Raw genomic sequence first — 14,888 nt, forward strand, 5'->3', positions numbered from 1 at the left:
GATGGCCGTACTCACCCAGCCCGGCTCGGGGCCGACCGTCCGCCCGCCCCGCGACGAGGAGCCGCGTACGCCGCAGCGGCGACGTCGGCGGGGCGGCAACCCGGCGGTCACCTTCGCCGGGTACGCCGTGCTGGTCTTCTTCGCGCTGGTCTTCCTCTACCCGTTCGTCATCCAACTCGGCAACGCCTTCAAGACCGAGCCGGACGCGGCGGCGAACCCGCTCTCGCCGATACCGACGGTGCTGGACCTGAGCAGCGTGCAGCGGATCTTCGAAGGTACCGACTTCCCGCTCTGGCTGGGCAACTCGACCCTGGTCACCGTCGTCGTCACGCTCGGCCGGGTCTTCTTCGCCTCGCTGGCCGGGTACGCGCTGGCCCGGCTGCGGTTCACCGGCCGACGTACGGTCTTCGCGGTGGTCGTGGCGATGATGGCGGTACCGCCGGTGGTGCTGCTGATCCCGAAGTTCCTGGTACTCAACCAGCTCGGCCTCTACAACAGCTACGCGGCGCTGATCGTGCCGGTGCTGGTCGACGCGACCGGGGTCTTCGTGATGAAGCAGTTCTTCGAGTCGATCCCGGCCAGCGTCGAGGAGGCGGCCCGGATCGACGGGGTCGGCCCGTTCCGGATGTACTGGTCGGTGGTGCTGCCGATGGCCCGGCCGGCGCTGATCACCGTCACCATCATGTCGTTCCAGGGCTCCTGGAACGAGCTGCCGCACACCCTGGTCGCGGTGCAGGATCCCGGCCTGTTCACCCTGCCCCGCGGGTTGGCCGACCTGGTCAGCGGCTCGCTCGGCAAGGGCAGCCAGTACCCGCTCAAGCTCGGCGCGGCACTGCTGGCCACCATCCCGGTGGCGATCCTCTTCGTGGTCTTCCAGCGCTACTTCGTGCGCGGCGCGAACGAGGGGGCGGAGAAGGGCTGAGCCGCAGCGCCGTCCAGCCCTGCTCCGGCTGGTCCGGTCAGCCCTGCTCCGGCTGTTCGGCGGCGGTGCCCGGCCCGGGCGCGGCCGGAGCGTCCTCCTGCTCCGGTCAGCCCTGTTCCGGCTGCTCGGCCGTGGTGCCCGGCCCGGGCGCGGCCGGAGTGTCCTCGCCGGGCGCGGCCGAGGCGTTGCCGTCGGGCGCGGCCGCAGCGTCTTCGTCGGGCTCGGCGGCGAGCGAGACGTGCAGCCGGAGTTGCGGGACGAGCAGGTCGTCGACGTCCAGGGCCCGAGCCGCCCCGTCCGGCTCCCAGCCGGCGCCGCCGAGGAACTTCCGGGTCGCGGCGTCGGCATCGAAGGCCCAGGCCACCGCCGTGTCGAAGCCGTCGGTGCGCCACAGGTCGACGCTGGCGGCGAGCAGCCGGCTGCCGTGCCCGCGCCGCCCCCACCTCGGCTCGACCAGCAGGTCCGTCACCGCGACCACGCCGTCGCCGAGCGCCTCCGCCGGCTCCTCCGGAGCCAGTGCCTGCTCGTCGGGGGGACCGGATGCGGCAAATCCCACCAGATACGATTGTTCGGCCTGCTCGACCGCGACCAGGACGCGGTGCCGTTCGGAGGGTGGCGCCTCGACCGCCGCACTCCACCGGCGAGCGAGCCACTCCTCGTCCAGGTTGTCGAGCACGTGCTTGGGCAGCATCCGCCGGTAGGCGACCCGCCAGGTCGCGAGCTGGATGCGTGCGATCTCGCCGGCGTCCGAGGGACGCGCCGGGCGGACGTACCCGAGAGCCATGAGTGGGAAGCCTACGCAGGGCAAGGGGGGCGGTAATGGCGCAGGGTGCCGGTTGGCGTACCCGGTACCAGGTGCTATTCGTGATCGCGCTGGCCGTACTGGTCGCCGGGTTCCTCTCCGTGGCGGCGGCCCGGCACGGCTTCTTCGACCTGCGGGTCTACTACGGCGCCCTGCACCACTGGGTACGCGCCGACGGCGAGATCTACGACTGGCTCAAGCCGGACAGCAAGTACGGCTTCACCTACCCGCCGTTCGCCGCGCTGGTGATGCTGCCGATGGCGTACCTGAACTGGCCCGTCGCGATGGTGATCAGCGTCACCCTGACCGCGCTGGCCAGCGGGTTGCTGATCTGGTGGCTGGTCGACCCGATCGCCCGCCGGACGGGCTGGACCCGGTGGTTCACCCTCGCCGTAGCGCTCTGCCTGGCGGCGGCCTTCGAGCCGATGCGTGAGACGGTCAACTTCGGCCAGGTCAACATGCTGCTGCTCTTCCTGGTCGGCGCCGACCTGCTCTGGCTGGTCGCCCCGGTGACCCCGTTCGGGCGGCGGCTGCCGGAGCGCTACCGGCGCTTCGCCGGGGTGGGCGTCGGGCTGGCCACCGCGATCAAACTGACCCCGGGCATCTTCATCGTCTACCTGCTGGTCACCGGCCGCTGGCGGGCGGCGCTGGTGGCCAGCGGCACCGCGGCGGCGGCGACGCTGCTGGCCGCCGGGATCGCCCCGGACGCGTCCCGGGAGTTCTGGACCAGCGCGCTGTGGGACACCGACCGGGTCGGGTCGCTGTCGTTCATCTCGAACCAGTCGTGGCAGGGCGTGGTGGCCCGGCTCGACCCGGACCATCCGAGCACGCTGCTCTGGGCGGTGCTGGTGGCGGCGACGGTGGGGGTCTGGATCTGGCGGTCCCGGGCCTCGGCAGCGGTCGGCGACGAGGCGACCGGGCTGGCGCTGACCGGTGTGGTGCAGAGCCTGGTCAGCCCGGTGACCTGGGTACACCACCTGGTCTGGCTGATCCCCGCGCTGATCCTGCTGGTCGACAACGCGTACGCCGCGCCGGCCGGCAGCGGCCGTCGACGCTGGCTGCTGCGGTTCGCGGTCTTCGCGTACCTGGTGCTGATCAGTCGACTGGTCTGGATCTGGGAGCGCCGCTTCGACGGCCTGCTCGGCTTCCTGGGCAGCAACTTCTACGTCTGGATCAGCGTCGCGCTGCTGTTCGCGCTACCGATCCGGCGGCCGGGTCAGCTCGCCGAGCCGGGCGGTGTAGCGGAGTTCGACCAGCCCAAGCGGCGGCCGTCCCCCCGTCCGTTGCAGTTCGTAGGTCGACCGCTCACCGTCCGGGACTAGTCCGGCCCGTTCGTAGAACCGGCGGGCCCGGGAGTTGTCGGCGAGGATCCAGAGCCGCAGCTCGGTACGGCCGGAGCCGGCCAACTCGGCGACCGAGGCGGCCAGCAGTTCCCGGCCCACCCCGGCGCCCCAGTGCTCGGGCCGGACGAAGATGCCGAGGATCTCGCCGTACCGGTGGTCGAGGTGGTCCGGGTCCTGGTCGACCCGGTACGGCCCGACGGTGCTGAAGCCGAGCACCCGCTCGTCGTCGGTGCGGGCCACCAGGGTCCGGAACGGGTGGTCGGGATCGGCGGTGCCGAGGTCCCGGCGGCGCTGTGCCCAGGCGGCGACGTTCAGCCGGGCGAGCACTTCGGCCGGCATGATCTCGGCGTACCCCGCCTGCCAGGTCCGGACGTGCACCTCGGCGATGGCCAGGGCGTCGTCGGGTAGTTCGGGACTGATAGCTCGCATCGGTCGGTTTTATCCGCTTTTGCTGGTCAGGTCCAGTTTTGCTAGCCAGGTCCAGCACGTCGTGTCGGACCCGTCGGCTAGGGTCGCGAGCGATGGCCGTACCCGAATCTCTGTCGCTGTCCCAGGCCCGCCGGATCGCGCTTGCCGCCCAGGGTTTCGCCGATCCGGCGCCCGGTGCCGTGCCCACCCGTCGACACCTGCGGCGGGTGGTCGATCGGCTCGGCCTGCTCCAGATGGACTCGGTAAACGTCCTGCAACGAGCTCACTACCTGCCGCTCTACAGCCGGCTCGGCCCCTATCCGACCGACCTGCTGGACCGGGCCGCCTACCGGCGCCCCCGCGACCTCTTCGAATACTGGGGACACGAGGCGTCGCTGGTCCGGGTCGACCTGCAACCCGCGCTGCGCTGGCGGATGGCCGCCGCGCAGACCGACGCCTGGGGTGGGATGCGCCGGATCGCCGTCGAGCAGCCGGAGCTGGTCGCCCGGGTCCTCGACGAGGTACGCGACGGCGGGCCGATGACCGCCGCCGAGATCGAACACGACGCGCCCCGGGAGACCGGCAACTGGGGCTGGAACTGGTCGGCGGTCAAGCGCGCCTGCGAATACCTGTTCTGGGCCGGCGAGCTGACCGCAGGCTCCCGGAACACCTCCTTTGCCCGGGTCTACGACGTGCCCGAACGGGTGCTGCCGCCGGAGGTGCTGGCGGTGCCGACCCCGGAGCCGCCGGAGGCGTACCGGCGACTGGTCGAGGTCTCCGCGCGGGCGCTCGGCGTGGCGGCCGAGCCGGACTTGCGGGACTACTTCCGGCTGCCGGTCGCCGCCGCCCGCACCGCCATCGCCGAGCTGGTCGAGGCGGGTGAGCTGCGCCCGGTGACGGTGCAGGGCTGGCGGCTGCCGGCGTATCTGCACCGGGCGGCCAGGCTGCCCCGGTGGATCAGGGCCAGCACCCTGGTCAGCCCCTTCGACCCGCTGATCTGGGAACGGTCCCGCACCGAACGGCTCTTCGGGTTCACCTACCGGATCGAGATCTACGTGCCGGCGCCGCAGCGGGTGCACGGCTACTACGTGCTGCCGTTCCTGCTCGGTGACCGGTTCGTCGCCCGGGTCGACCTGAAGGCGGACCGCAAGGCGGGCGTGCTGCTGGTCCCGGCCGCCTGGGCCGAACCCGGCACCGATCCGGTCGAGACGGCCGGGGCGCTCGCCGCCGAGCTGCACCGGCTGGCCGGCTGGCTCGGCCTGGGCGCGGTGGCGGCCCCCGTCGGCGGAGACCTCGCCGGGCCGCTCGCTGCCGCCCTCGCCGGCATGCTCGCGGTACGGTGAGACGAGCCGGCCGGCGTCCGCCGGAGCGGCTGGGCCACGGATCACGAGCGGTGGCGACCGCTGCCGTGCGGCGCCGACGACCTGGCCGTGGCGGACGAGACCGGTGACGGGTGAGGGCGGAATGACGAGCGTTGACGAGAACCGGTCCGGCGGACCCGATCCGACGCCGATCGACACCGTTTCGACCTCGGTGGCCGACACTGCCTCGACCTCGGTGGCCGACTCCGCTCCGATGACGGCGGCGGGTACTGCCCCGACCTCGGTGGCTGGTGCCGCCCCGACCTCGGTGGACGCCGTCGGTGGCTGGCCGGCCGGGGATGCGGCGCCCTATCCCGGCTATCCGGTGCCGCCCTACCAGTATCCCGAGCCCGACCGGCTGACCCGGTGGGTGAACCGGTTCCAGGCCCGGGCGCCCCGCTGGCTCGCCCCGGTCGCGGCGCTCGGCTGCATCGCCGGCGCGGTCGGCTACACCCTCTACTTCGATCCGACCCGGAGCGCGCCCGACGCGGCACCGTCCTGCATCCTCAAGCTGACCACCGGGCTCGACTGCCCGGGCTGCGGCGGCACCCGCGCCTTCTGGTACGTCCTGCACGGCGACCTGCCGGCGGCGGCCCGGCACCACATACTCTTCGTCTTCGCCCTGCCGTTCCTGCTCTACCTCTACGTCGCCTGGGCCGGGCGGCAGATGTTCGGCTGGCGACTGCCGCAGTTGGAGATCACCCCGAAGACGATCGGCATCTTCCTCGCCGCCTGGGGCGTCTTCTCGGTGCTCCGCAACCTGCCCTGGGCACCCTTCGACGCGTTCTACGTCTGAGTGCCCCAGCGGCAGACCGCCTGAACCCGACGGCGGTCCTCGGAGTCGCCCCGCTGACGCGGATCAGAAGAGGGGCGTGTTGCGGCTCAGCCACTCCACCGCCCAGGTGAGCAGGATCAGTGCGATGCCGAGCGCGGGCAGCACGAGCAGCAGCCTGCTGGTCCACCTGAGCGATCGGGCGCGGCTTTCCCGGACCTGCTCCAGCGGCAGCCTCACCACCCCGTACGGGGAACGTCCGCCCGCGTCCAGCACGACGCCGTCCTGTGACCCCGAAGGCCGGTGGTGGCTACCCATCGGAAAGCTGCTGTCCGGAAGGCGCCAGGGCCCCTTCTCGACGATCACCGTCGTGAGTGGACCGACTGCCGCCGCGTACTTCGGCCTGCCGATCGCGGTGACCGGCAGGTCCGGCCGGATCGTCACCTCCTGCCAGTCGACGTCACCGTCCCGCCCGCTGGCCGGCATCGTGGCGATGGCCGACCCTTCCAACGTTGTCCGGGCGAGCCAGGGCGTGAGGAACACCGTGCCGGTGCCGTCGGTGACCGGAACGAGTTCGGCGCCGGGGTGGAAGTCCACCCACCGCTCGACACGCTCGTCGTTGTAGGGGCGGCGGGCGTACTCGATCTGGTACCAGACGCACTCCGTTTCGGAGCGGGGTGCACGCAGCAGGTCCCGGTCGACGGAGGCGGTCCGTCCGGTAACGGCCACCGCACTGGGCAGGGACTCGCTCCGGTTGAGCTGGTCGCAGGTCGGCGACTGGAGCGAACGGAGTTGCCGGTGTTGGCGCCAGGCACCCCAGACCAGGAAGATCATCCCGCCGGGCGTACTCATCAGCACCAGGCCGGCCGGCAGCAGGACGTTCCGTACCGCCGTCACCGCCCGATCGTAGGACGTGGCGCCAACAGCCCCGGCAGGCTACGACTGTCCGGCGCGACTCGGGGAGCCGACCCGGTGCAGGGTGCCGTCCGGGTCGACGAAGGCGAACTCGCGCAGTCCGTACGGGGTGTCGCGGACCTCGCCCAGCCGTCCCTCGACCCCGGACCCGGCCCATTCGACGTGCAACGCGTCGGCGTCGGAGACGTAGAGGTAGACCGTCGACGCCGTACGGGCGGGATCGTGCTCGGCCCACTCTCCTCGTCCGTCGATCCGTCATCCCGGCCGGTGGTCACCATGCCGAGCGCAAGATCAGTCGAACAGCCGTCCCAGCAGGGCTCCCTGGCCGGCCTGGAGCACGTGTGCGGCCGTCAGCGGTATCCAGAAGCACTCGAAGCGGGTGGGTTCCTGCTGGCCGTCGTGGTCTTCCTGGCTCGGCCACCGCTCGGGTGCGGGCCCGGAAAGTTCCAGATGGAAGACGTGGCGACGCTGGATCTCGTACCGGAGCGGGGTGCCGTCGTACTCGACCTCGCCGAGCTTGCGTACGAGGCGGAAGCCGGTCAGCCCGGTCTCTTCCCGGGCCTCGCGCAGGGCCGCGTCCGCCGGGTCCTCACCGTCGCGTACGGTACCGGCCGGCACCTGGATGCCCACCTCTTCGTAGCTGTAGTCGACGTGGCGGAAGACGAGCAACCGCCCCTCGCGTACGACGTAGCAGAGCGCCTTGTCCACGACGATCTTGCGCGGATGTGGAACGACCCGATCCGCTTCGCTGGCTCCCGACGGATACACGGGCGACATTCTACCGTAACGCAGTGTGTTGCAACCCGTCCGACAGGGCACCCAGTTCGGGGTGGAGAGGGACAACTGCGGTGGTACGCGGCGGCGAGTGCACACAACCCGGGTGGTAGGCCGACCGGCAACTCCGGCATGACGACCGGTGACCAGGCAGGTACATACGCTCCGGCACGTACTCGTTTCGTCAACGAAGGGAACCTCGATGTACCTCCGTCATCTGCTTGCCGAAGCACACGTCGCGGCCCAGCCGATCGCCGCGAGTGTCACCACGATGAGCGCCGGGCGACTCGGGGCCAGCATCGGCGGGCTGCTCGGGTTGGCCGGCGTGATCGTCGGCGGGCTGGCCCTGGCCCGTCCCGCCAGTCGGCTCGGCATCGGCAACGGGCGACTCGGCGCCGCCGTGGCCCTGGTGGCAGGGCTGGTCGGCATGACGCTCGGCGGCGTCGTGGTGGCCACCTCGGACAGCGGCATCGGCACCGGCAACGGGCGGGGCGGCGCCTACGTGGCCCTGGTGGTGGGACTGGTCGCCGTCGTCCTCGGTGGACTGGCCCTGCGCCGCTCCCGCCGTACCGTCTGACCTCGCTGTTCCGTCCGACCTCGCCGCAGCGTCCGACCGGTCCAGGTCAGGCTGCCTTTCGACGGGTGCGGCAGCGGGGGCGCATCCGTCGAGGTGATCCGTACCGTGCTCGCGCCCGGGGTGCGGCACCCCCGCCTTCACCCCACCACCGGCGAGTGGGGAGTCGTCGGATCGTGGTCAGGAGCGGGTGAGCCAGCCGGGGACGGTCAGACCGGACTCGTACGCGAGGATCACCAACTGGGCCCGGTCCCGGACCTGGGTCTTGGTCATGATCCGGCTGACGTGCGTCTTCGCGGTGGCGGGGCTCAGCACCAGCCGGGCGGCGATCTCGTCGTTGGACAGGCCGGCGGCGACCAGGGCCATCACCTCGCGCTCCCGTTCGGTGAGCGCGCGGATCCACGGCCCCGGGTCCGGGTGCGTGGCCCGGCGGGCGAACTCGGAGATCAGCCGGCGGGTGATCGACGGGGCGATCAGCGCGTCACCCCGGGCCACCACCCGCAGCCCGTGGATCAGCTCCGCCGGCTCGGTGTCCTTGACCAGGAAGCCGCTCGCGCCGGCCCGCAGCGCGGCGTAGACGTACTCGTCCAGGTCGAACGTGGTCAGGATGATCACGCGGGTCTCGGGGCCGGTGGCGATCTCGCGGGTGGCGGCCAGGCCGTCCAGCCCCGGCATCCGGATGTCCATCAGGACGACGTCCGGCCGCAGCCGGCGAGCCAGCCGTACCGCCTCGGCACCGTCGGCGGCCTCGCCGACCACCTCGATGCCGTCCTCACCCTCCAGAATGGACCGGAACCCGGCGCGTACCAGCGTCTGGTCGTCGGCGAGCAGCACCCGGATCACGTCGACAGTCCTGTCGGTACCGGCTCGGGGCGCAGCGGCAGCCGGGCGCGTACCCGAAATCCGCCGTCCGGGCCCGAGCCTGTGGTCAGCGAACCGCCGAGCGCCCGGGCCCGCTCGTCCATGCCCACGATCCCGTTACCGGGCGGGCCCGCCGCCCCGGAACCGTCGTCCTCGACCTCCACCAGCAGGTCGTCGCCGTCCGGCCGGACCCGAACCAGCACGGCGGTCGCCGCCGCGTGCCGGGTCACGTTGGTGAGCGCCTCCTGGACGATCCGGTACGCCGCCAGGTCGACCTCCGGCGGCAGCGGCCGGGTCTCGGTCAGCTCGATGCGGATCTCCAACCCGGACCGCCCGGCCGTGGCGACCAACTCGCCGAGCCGGTCCAGGCCGGGCGCCGGAATGCTCACCGCCTCGCCCTCCTGCCGCAGTACGCCCAGGGTGGTCCGCAGTTCGCCGAGCATCTCCTTGCTCGCCTGCTTGATCGCGGTGAGCGCCTGCGCGGACCGTTCGGGATCCGGGCGGTGCAGTGCGGCACTGGCCTGCACGTTGATCAGCGAGAGGTGGTGACCGACCAGGTCGTGCAGCTCGCGGGCGATGCGCAGCCGCTCCTCGGTGGCCCGGTGCCGGGCTTCCTCTTCCTTGCCCTGCTCGGCCGCGAGCACCCGTGCCTGGACCTCGGCCAGGTAGGCCCGGCGGTTGCGGGTCACCCCGACGATCACCGCGACGAGCCAACCGGCGTGCAGCAGGGTTGCCCCGTTCGCGGTGTTGTCGGCCGGGTCGAAGCCGTCCGCGAGGGCGAAGGCGAGCACCGAGGCGAGACCGAGCCCGATCGCGACCGCGAGGTGTCCCTCGTCGACGACGGTGTAGAGCGCCACGACGAAGACCAGCATGATCGGCCCGGGCCGGTGCAGCAGCGCCCCGTACGCGGCGACGGCCGCCAGCGCCACGGCACCGACCGCCACCGGATAGCGTCGGCGGAGGTACAGGGCGGCAGACGATGCCAGTACGGCCAGCAGCGCCAGCGACTCGGCGGTGGTGTCGACGCCGTCCGACTGCACCAGCAGGCCGACGAGAGCGACGAGGGCGACCGTCAGCACCAGAGCGGTGTTCGCCGCCCAGCCGTGCCAGCGCCACCTCGGCATGTGCCGAAGCGTAACCCCGGCGATCGGACAGGAAAAGGAGGCAGAAGCCGGACCGCTGGGTCGCCTCCGGCCCACCGGCTCTTGACGAATCCCCGTCGGCGGCCTGGGGCTACCCGGTCCCGCCGTCGGCTAGGTCGTCGGCGCTGAATACGAGACAACCGAGGAGATTGGCCAGGACGGTCCGCTGGACGTGGGTCAGCGTGTTCACGAAGATCGCGGCGTCGATGTCCGCTTCCCGGCACGCCTCGGCGATCTCGCGGACCTTGCCGCGTGTCAGCAGCGTACGGCGGGAGAAGGGCTCGGACATCCGGGCCGCTCCGCCAGGCCGTTCCTTCCACCGGTCGGAGGCGCCCCGGCGCTGAACGTACCGGCCCACCACCCGGCTACCACGGGCTTCGGCCAGCGCGGCAAGCTCGTCGAGCCGGACCTCGTACTGCTTCTCGTTGGCCGAGAACAGACCGACGAGTACGACGTCGGCGCCGTCGAGCGGGTCGCCGAGGTTCCGGTACTGCTTCACGTTGACAGGATCGCCCCCATCCCGACCCGGGGCCAGAGACTTCCGGCGCGCTAACCGATCTTGTACGCCCGGATCACGGTCTGGGTCACCGTGTTCCCGGCGGTGTCCGTGGCACTCGCCCGCAGTGACACGTACCCCGGCTCGGCCGGATGACGTAGCACCGCCTGTCCCGCCGTCACCTCCGCCGGTGCCCAGGTGACCCCGTCGTCGTACGACACCTCCACCACCAGGTTCTCGTTGGCGCCGGCCCCCGATTCGGGCTGGGCGGTGACGGTCACCGGGATCGTCCCGGTCTGCCCCGCCGGTGTGCTGTTGTCGTTGTCGACGCGGGGCGAGAAGCGCACCGTCGACACCGGCAGCCGGACCGGTGCGTCTCCCTCGACGTGCCCCGAGCGGAAGGTCCAGGTCACGCTGACCCGGGTGGAGAGCGTCGCCGGCCCGCCCCGCTCCGCCGTCATCGTCAGCCGGTAGTCGCCGGTCTCCGGCGGCACCTCCACCGTCCCGTGCAGGCCGTCCAGCTCGGCCAGCACCTTGCCGTCCCGCTCCAGGGTGATCTGCCCGGTGGCGATCGACGAGAAGCCGGCCCGGCCGACGCCGTCGCCGTAGAGCGGGGCCTGGACGGTGAGGGTGTCGCCGAGCCGGGTCACCCACTGGTGCTCGTACGGCGGTGCCGCGACCGTCGGCCCGAACACCCCGCGACTCCACTGCTCCTGGTATGACTGCCCCGGCCGGTACGTCATCGGTGGCGCGACCAGGCTGGTCAGGTACGCCTGCTCCGCCCCGGTGCCGGTGGTCTCGTCCACCGACCGGAACCACTGGGCCCGCCCGTCGGTGTTGTAGTACTCGGTCCGGGTCGACGGCAGCGGGAACGTCATCGCGTGTGCGAAGCCGCCCATCACCGACTCGGGCAGTACCGCCCAGGCCAGTTTCCGGCCGCTGCTGTTGGACGACTCGTGTCCGTGGTCGGCCCGTACCGTCGCCAGGTCGGCGGCGGTCACCTGCCGGGTGAACCCGCTGCCCACCCGCCCCTCGTCCAGCCAGCACAGCAGGTACGCGTACGAGGAGTCGGTGGCGGCGGCCGGTGCGAAGGTGGCGGTGGTGCGGGAGACGAACCCGGCGGCGGCCTGGTCCGGCCCGACCCGGCCGACGCGCAGCCGGTCGAAGGTGCCGCCGAGGGTGCCCACCTCGACGGTACGGCCGTGCGCCAGCACGCTGGTGGCCAGTTCGGCGAAGACCTGTCGGGCGCCGCTGTTCGGCACGGTCACCGAGAGCGGTCGACCGAGCCGGGCGTCGAGGACGAGACTCCGGTCGCCGCTGACGTCAAGTTCCGGCTGGGCGAGGACGCTGGTCAGATAGGTGCCGTCGGCCGGGCTGGTGATGGCGGTCAGCGCCGAGTAGCGGCCCTTCGGCACCCGCAGGGTGGCGATGCCGTCGCCGGTGGTCGGCATCGAGATCGCCCGGGCGCTGTCCAGCCCGGCCAGCATGGTCAGGTAGCCGGTGGTCGGCTCGCCGGCCTGGCCGAGGTGGGACACCTTGACGTCGTAGCTTTCCACCTCACGGTCGACCGCCAGCGGGGTCGGCACGGCGCCACCACCATTCACGGTCGCGGTGAGCTGGCCGGTGAGCTGCCCCAACGGGCCCGTCTCGCCGGCCGTGTCGGCGGTGACGGTCGCCTCGGCGGTACCGCCGGCCGGCACGGTGACACTGGTCGGTGCGACGGCGAACATCCCGGCCGGCACAGCGGTACCGTCCGGCGCGACGGCGCGTACCCCCAGTTGCAGCGTCACCGGCGCGGTGCCGGCGTTGTGGTAGCGGACCGTGCGCCGGACGGGCGCGTCGTCGTCGTGCGGCCAGGACTGCCGGCCGAAGCTCAGGCTCGGCGGGTCGGCGGTGACCTGCTGGTCGAGCGCCCGCGCGACGTCGAGCCGGCCGGCGCCCTGGGCGAAGACGCTGAGTTCCGGGTTCGGCCGGGCGGCGGCCATCAGCGCGGCCTTCAGGTTGGCCGGCGGCAGCTCCGGCCGGCGCTGCGCGAGGATCGCGGCGGCCCCGGCGACGTGCGGGGTGGCCATCGAGGTGCCGGACATGCTGATCCCGGCGCCCACCGGCACGTCCGGCCCGGAGTCGATGCTCCGGGCGGCGACGATGTCCAGGCCGGGCGCGGTCAGGTCGGGCTTGATGGCGCCGTCGCCGACCCGAGGCCCCTGGCTGGAGAAGCCGGCGAGGCCGTCGGACTTGCTGACCGCGCCGACCGCGAGGGCCGCATCGGCGGTGGCCGGCGAGCCGACGGTACCGGCGCCGGGGATGTTGCCGGCGGCGACCACGAAGAGCGTGTCGTGTGCGTCGGTCAACTGGCCGAGCGCCTGCTCGATCGGGTCCACCACCGGAGTGTCCAGGCCGGTCAGGCTCATATTGACCACCCGCGCCCCGGACTCGGCCGCCCACTGCATGCCGGCGATGATCGCCGACTCGGCACAGCCGCCGGCCGCGCAGACCTTGCCGTCCAACAGCCGGGCGCCGGGGGCGACACCCTTGAACCGATTAGCTCCGGTACCGGCCACTGTGGAGGCTACGTGCGTGCCGTGGCCGGCGGTGTCCCGGTCGTCCTCGGCGCCGTCGGTGAAGTTGCGCTGCCCGGTCATCCGACCGGCAAGATCGGGATGGGTCTCGTCGATCCCGGTGTCCAGCACCGCGACGGTCACCCCGCTGCCGTCGAAGCCGGCGGCCCAGGCGGTCGGGGCGCCGACCTGCGGCACGCTCTCGGCCAGGGCGGGCCGGCGCAGGCCGTCGAGCCAGACGGTCCGGACGGTCGCGGCGATGGTGCGCCGGCTCGGGTCCGCCCCGGTCAGGTCGGTCCAGAAGCCGGTCAGCCCGGCCCGGTCCACCACGACGGCCTGACCGGCGACCGACGGCAGTTCGCGGACCAGTCGGGCGCCGGCGCCGACCAGCGCGCGCTGTCCCTGCACCCGGGCGTCGGCACCGGTGTACGTCACCAGCAGCGGCAGGTCACCGCGCCGGTCGTAGCCGAACTCCAGCAGGGCGGTGACGTCGAATAACCGTTCGTCAAGTCGCCCGCTGCGGACCAGGGCGAGGGCGTCGGTCGGGATCACGTGCAGCCGGTCGCCGACCCGGCGGGTCAGGAACTCGATGCCGGTCCGGCCGGGTCCCGGCTCCACGCTCGCCTTGAAGTCGGTGCTGACGCTCACCCGGTCCCCGGTGACCAGACTGACCGTCCGAGCACCCGTACCAGCCGACCGATCGGCCCCCGGCGTACCCATGGGAATGGTCGGTACGCCGAGGCCCGGCGGTCCGGCCATCGCGGCGGAGCCGACCGGCGCCCCCGGTACGGCGAACGCGAGCAGCAGGGCGAGACTCGTTACTCCCCGCGTAAGCCTTTTAAGTGGACCCATGGTGTGCCTCCCCTGGATACCGGTCATACCGGCACTTCCCACGTCGACCGAAACACATCGCCGAAGACACGGCAACATAGACGTCCATAGATTGAGATGATCGCCGGTCGACAGAACCGTCCAAGATGGACGGGTGGGTCCCGGCGGAATCGGAGCCGACCAGGGATGAGCGGGAAGGACGGGACGGTCAGTCCGCGGCGAGGGCGGCGCGGAACCGGCGCAGCACCGGAGACGGATCGTCGGCCCGCCAGGCGACCCCGGAGCTGACCTGCGGCACCGGTTGCCGGATCGGCAGGTAGGCGATCCCGTCGCCGCGCAGCAGCCGGGCGGACTCCTGCACCAGGGCGACACCGACACCGGCAGCCACCAGGGTCAACTGGGTGCCGACCCCGCTCGCCTCGTGTACCGGTCGAGGGGTGAAGCCGGCCTTCCGGCAGACCTCCAGCACCATGTCGTGCCACCGTGGACAGAGGTCGCGGGCGAGGAAGGCGAAGGACTCGGTGGCCAGGTCGGTCAGGTCGATCTCCGGCTTGCCGGCCAGCCGATGGTCGGCCGGCAGCGCCGCCACGAACGCCTCCCGGGAGAGCTGACGCAGCGCGATGTCGTCGCCCAGCCAGGTGCAGTCGAACTCGCCCAGGGTCACCACGAACGCGACGTCGACGGCGTCGTCGCGCAGCGGCTCGGCGATCGAGCCGATCGGCAGCTCGGCGAGGCTCAGGTCGACCTCGGGCGCCTCCCGCTGGAATCCGCCGAGGGTGTGCAGGAACTGTTGAGCCGAAGCGGTGGGGGTGTAGCCGATCCGCAGCCGGCCCAACTCGCCGCGCTGGGCGCGTTCGGCGACGGTCTGCGCCACCCGGGCCTGGTGCAGCGTCCGGCGGGCCTCGACCAGGAAGAGCCGGCCGGCCTCGCTGAGCGCGGTGCGGCGGCGCTGCCGGACCAGCAGGTCCGCCCCGAGTGCCGCCTCCAACCGGAGGATCTGCTGGGAGAGCGCGGGCTGCGCGATGTGCAGTCGGGCCGCCGCCCGGCCGAAGTGCAGCTCCTCGGCCACCACGACGAACGCCTCAAGCTGACGCAGCTCGAAGTTCATGCACTGACGTTATCAACTCAT

13 protein-coding genes and 2 pseudogenes are annotated in these 14,888 nt (G+C 72.2%); 5 read left to right on the plus strand and 10 right to left on the minus strand.

All coding sequences use genetic code 11. From position 1 onward, the window contains the following. Position 1 precedes the first annotated feature (1 nt). Entirely contained in the window at positions 2 to 922 is a 921-nt protein-coding gene (locus Pen02_RS07930; protein WP_203865285.1) for a carbohydrate ABC transporter permease, read from the plus strand. Positions 923 to 1,139: 217 nt separating this feature from the next. Here Pen02_RS07930 and Pen02_RS07935 read toward each other — a convergent pair. Then, positions 1,140 to 1,706, minus strand: a pseudogene (locus Pen02_RS07935) (GNAT family N-acetyltransferase); the annotation flags it as partial. Positions 1,707 to 1,741: 35 nt separating this feature from the next. On the opposite strand from Pen02_RS07935, the gene Pen02_RS07940 reads away from it, so the two are divergent. After that, positions 1,742 to 3,046, plus strand: coding sequence for a glycosyltransferase 87 family protein (locus Pen02_RS07940; RefSeq protein WP_239140235.1), 1,305 nt, complete (start codon positions 1,742 to 1,744; stop codon positions 3,044 to 3,046). A 9-nt stretch (positions 3,047 to 3,055) separates the two neighbouring features. Here Pen02_RS07940 and Pen02_RS41610 read toward each other — a convergent pair. Next, a pseudogene (locus tag Pen02_RS41610) lies at positions 3,056 to 3,496 on the minus strand (GNAT family N-acetyltransferase); the annotation flags it as partial. Between the two features lie 92 nt (positions 3,497 to 3,588). Between Pen02_RS41610 and Pen02_RS07950 the strand changes: the two are divergent. Both Pen02_RS07950 and Pen02_RS07955 read left to right on the plus strand, forming a co-directional pair. Further along, positions 3,589 to 4,818: a winged helix-turn-helix domain-containing protein gene (locus Pen02_RS07950; protein WP_203865288.1), complete on the plus strand. Its 1,230-nt coding sequence runs from the start codon at positions 3,589 to 3,591 to the stop codon at positions 4,816 to 4,818. Between the two features lie 232 nt (positions 4,819 to 5,050). After that, positions 5,051 to 5,632 carry a DUF2752 domain-containing protein gene (locus Pen02_RS07955; protein WP_203865481.1) on the plus strand — a complete coding sequence of 194 codons (582 nt, stop codon included), beginning with the start codon at positions 5,051 to 5,053 and terminating at the stop codon, positions 5,630 to 5,632. 63 nt (positions 5,633 to 5,695) lie between these two features. On the opposite strand, the gene Pen02_RS07960 is transcribed toward Pen02_RS07955, so the two are convergent. The 3 genes from Pen02_RS07960 to Pen02_RS07970 all read right to left on the minus strand — a co-directional run bounded on the left by Pen02_RS07960 (position 5,696) and on the right by Pen02_RS07970 (position 7,237). Then, complete coding sequence (locus Pen02_RS07960) at positions 5,696 to 6,505, minus strand: hypothetical protein (protein WP_203865289.1); 810 nt, start codon at positions 6,503 to 6,505, stop codon at positions 5,696 to 5,698. 39 nt (positions 6,506 to 6,544) lie between these two features. Next, entirely contained in the window at positions 6,545 to 6,691 is a 147-nt protein-coding gene (locus Pen02_RS07965; protein WP_203865290.1) for a VOC family protein, read from the minus strand. 123 nt (positions 6,692 to 6,814) lie between these two features. Then, positions 6,815 to 7,237 (minus strand): NUDIX hydrolase, encoded by a 423-nt coding sequence (locus Pen02_RS07970; RefSeq protein WP_372445591.1) that lies wholly within the window; start codon positions 7,235 to 7,237, stop codon positions 6,815 to 6,817. A gap of 262 nt (positions 7,238 to 7,499) precedes the next feature. Here Pen02_RS07970 and Pen02_RS07975 point away from each other — a divergent pair, with 262 nt between their 5' ends. Continuing rightward, on the plus strand, positions 7,500 to 7,874 hold the full coding sequence (locus Pen02_RS07975) for a DUF6223 family protein (protein ID WP_203865292.1): 375 nt from the start codon (positions 7,500 to 7,502) through the stop codon (positions 7,872 to 7,874). A gap of 177 nt (positions 7,875 to 8,051) precedes the next feature. Here the strand turns inward: Pen02_RS07975 and Pen02_RS07980 are convergent, their stop codons facing one another. From Pen02_RS07980 to Pen02_RS08000, 5 genes are all read right to left on the minus strand, one after another. Continuing rightward, the gene (locus Pen02_RS07980) at positions 8,052 to 8,714 is read right to left on the minus strand and encodes a response regulator transcription factor (protein WP_203865293.1); all 663 of its coding nucleotides are present in this window, start codon (positions 8,712 to 8,714) and stop codon (positions 8,052 to 8,054) included. Next, positions 8,711 to 9,856: a sensor histidine kinase gene (locus tag Pen02_RS07985; RefSeq protein WP_203865294.1), complete on the minus strand. Its 1,146-nt coding sequence runs from the start codon at positions 9,854 to 9,856 to the stop codon at positions 8,711 to 8,713. Before Pen02_RS07985 ends, Pen02_RS07980 begins: the two co-directional genes overlap by 4 nt. A 109-nt stretch (positions 9,857 to 9,965) precedes the next feature. Next, positions 9,966 to 10,373: an HflX-like GTP-binding protein gene (locus tag Pen02_RS07990; protein WP_203865295.1), complete on the minus strand. Its 408-nt coding sequence runs from the start codon at positions 10,371 to 10,373 to the stop codon at positions 9,966 to 9,968. A 50-nt stretch (positions 10,374 to 10,423) separates the two neighbouring features. Continuing rightward, a complete protein-coding gene (locus Pen02_RS07995) occupies positions 10,424 to 13,780 on the minus strand; it encodes a S8 family serine peptidase (RefSeq protein ID WP_203865296.1) in 3,357 nt (1,118 codons plus the stop codon). A gap of 187 nt (positions 13,781 to 13,967) precedes the next feature. Further along, positions 13,968 to 14,867, minus strand: coding sequence for a LysR family transcriptional regulator (locus Pen02_RS08000; protein ID WP_203865297.1), 900 nt, complete (start codon positions 14,865 to 14,867; stop codon positions 13,968 to 13,970). Positions 14,868 to 14,888 lie beyond the last annotated feature (21 nt).

It is taken from the genome of Plantactinospora endophytica (genome assembly GCF_016862915.1).
Classification (GTDB): domain Bacteria; phylum Actinomycetota; class Actinomycetes; order Mycobacteriales; family Micromonosporaceae; genus Plantactinospora; species Plantactinospora endophytica.

What these genes read in the sequence shown, in the direction of transcription:
- Pen02_RS07930 (WP_203865285.1), top strand. Translation starts at nt 2, where the DNA reads ATGGCCGTACTCACCCAGCCCGGCTCGGGGCCGACCGTCCGCCCGCCC.
- Pen02_RS07985 (WP_203865294.1), bottom strand. Translation starts at nt 9,856, where the DNA reads ATGCCGAGGTGGCGCTGGCACGGCTGGGCGGCGAACACCGCTCTGGTG.
- Pen02_RS07995 (WP_203865296.1), bottom strand. Translation starts at nt 13,780, where the DNA reads ATGGGTCCACTTAAAAGGCTTACGCGGGGAGTAACGAGTCTCGCCCTG.
- Pen02_RS07975 (WP_203865292.1), top strand. Translation starts at nt 7,500, where the DNA reads ATGTACCTCCGTCATCTGCTTGCCGAAGCACACGTCGCGGCCCAGCCG.
- Pen02_RS07940 (WP_239140235.1), top strand. Translation starts at nt 1,742, where the DNA reads ATGGCGCAGGGTGCCGGTTGGCGTACCCGGTACCAGGTGCTATTCGTG.
- Pen02_RS07950 (WP_203865288.1), top strand. Translation starts at nt 3,589, where the DNA reads ATGGCCGTACCCGAATCTCTGTCGCTGTCCCAGGCCCGCCGGATCGCG.
- Pen02_RS07955 (WP_203865481.1), top strand. Translation starts at nt 5,051, where the DNA reads ATGACGGCGGCGGGTACTGCCCCGACCTCGGTGGCTGGTGCCGCCCCG.
- Pen02_RS08000 (WP_203865297.1), bottom strand. Translation starts at nt 14,867, where the DNA reads ATGAACTTCGAGCTGCGTCAGCTTGAGGCGTTCGTCGTGGTGGCCGAG.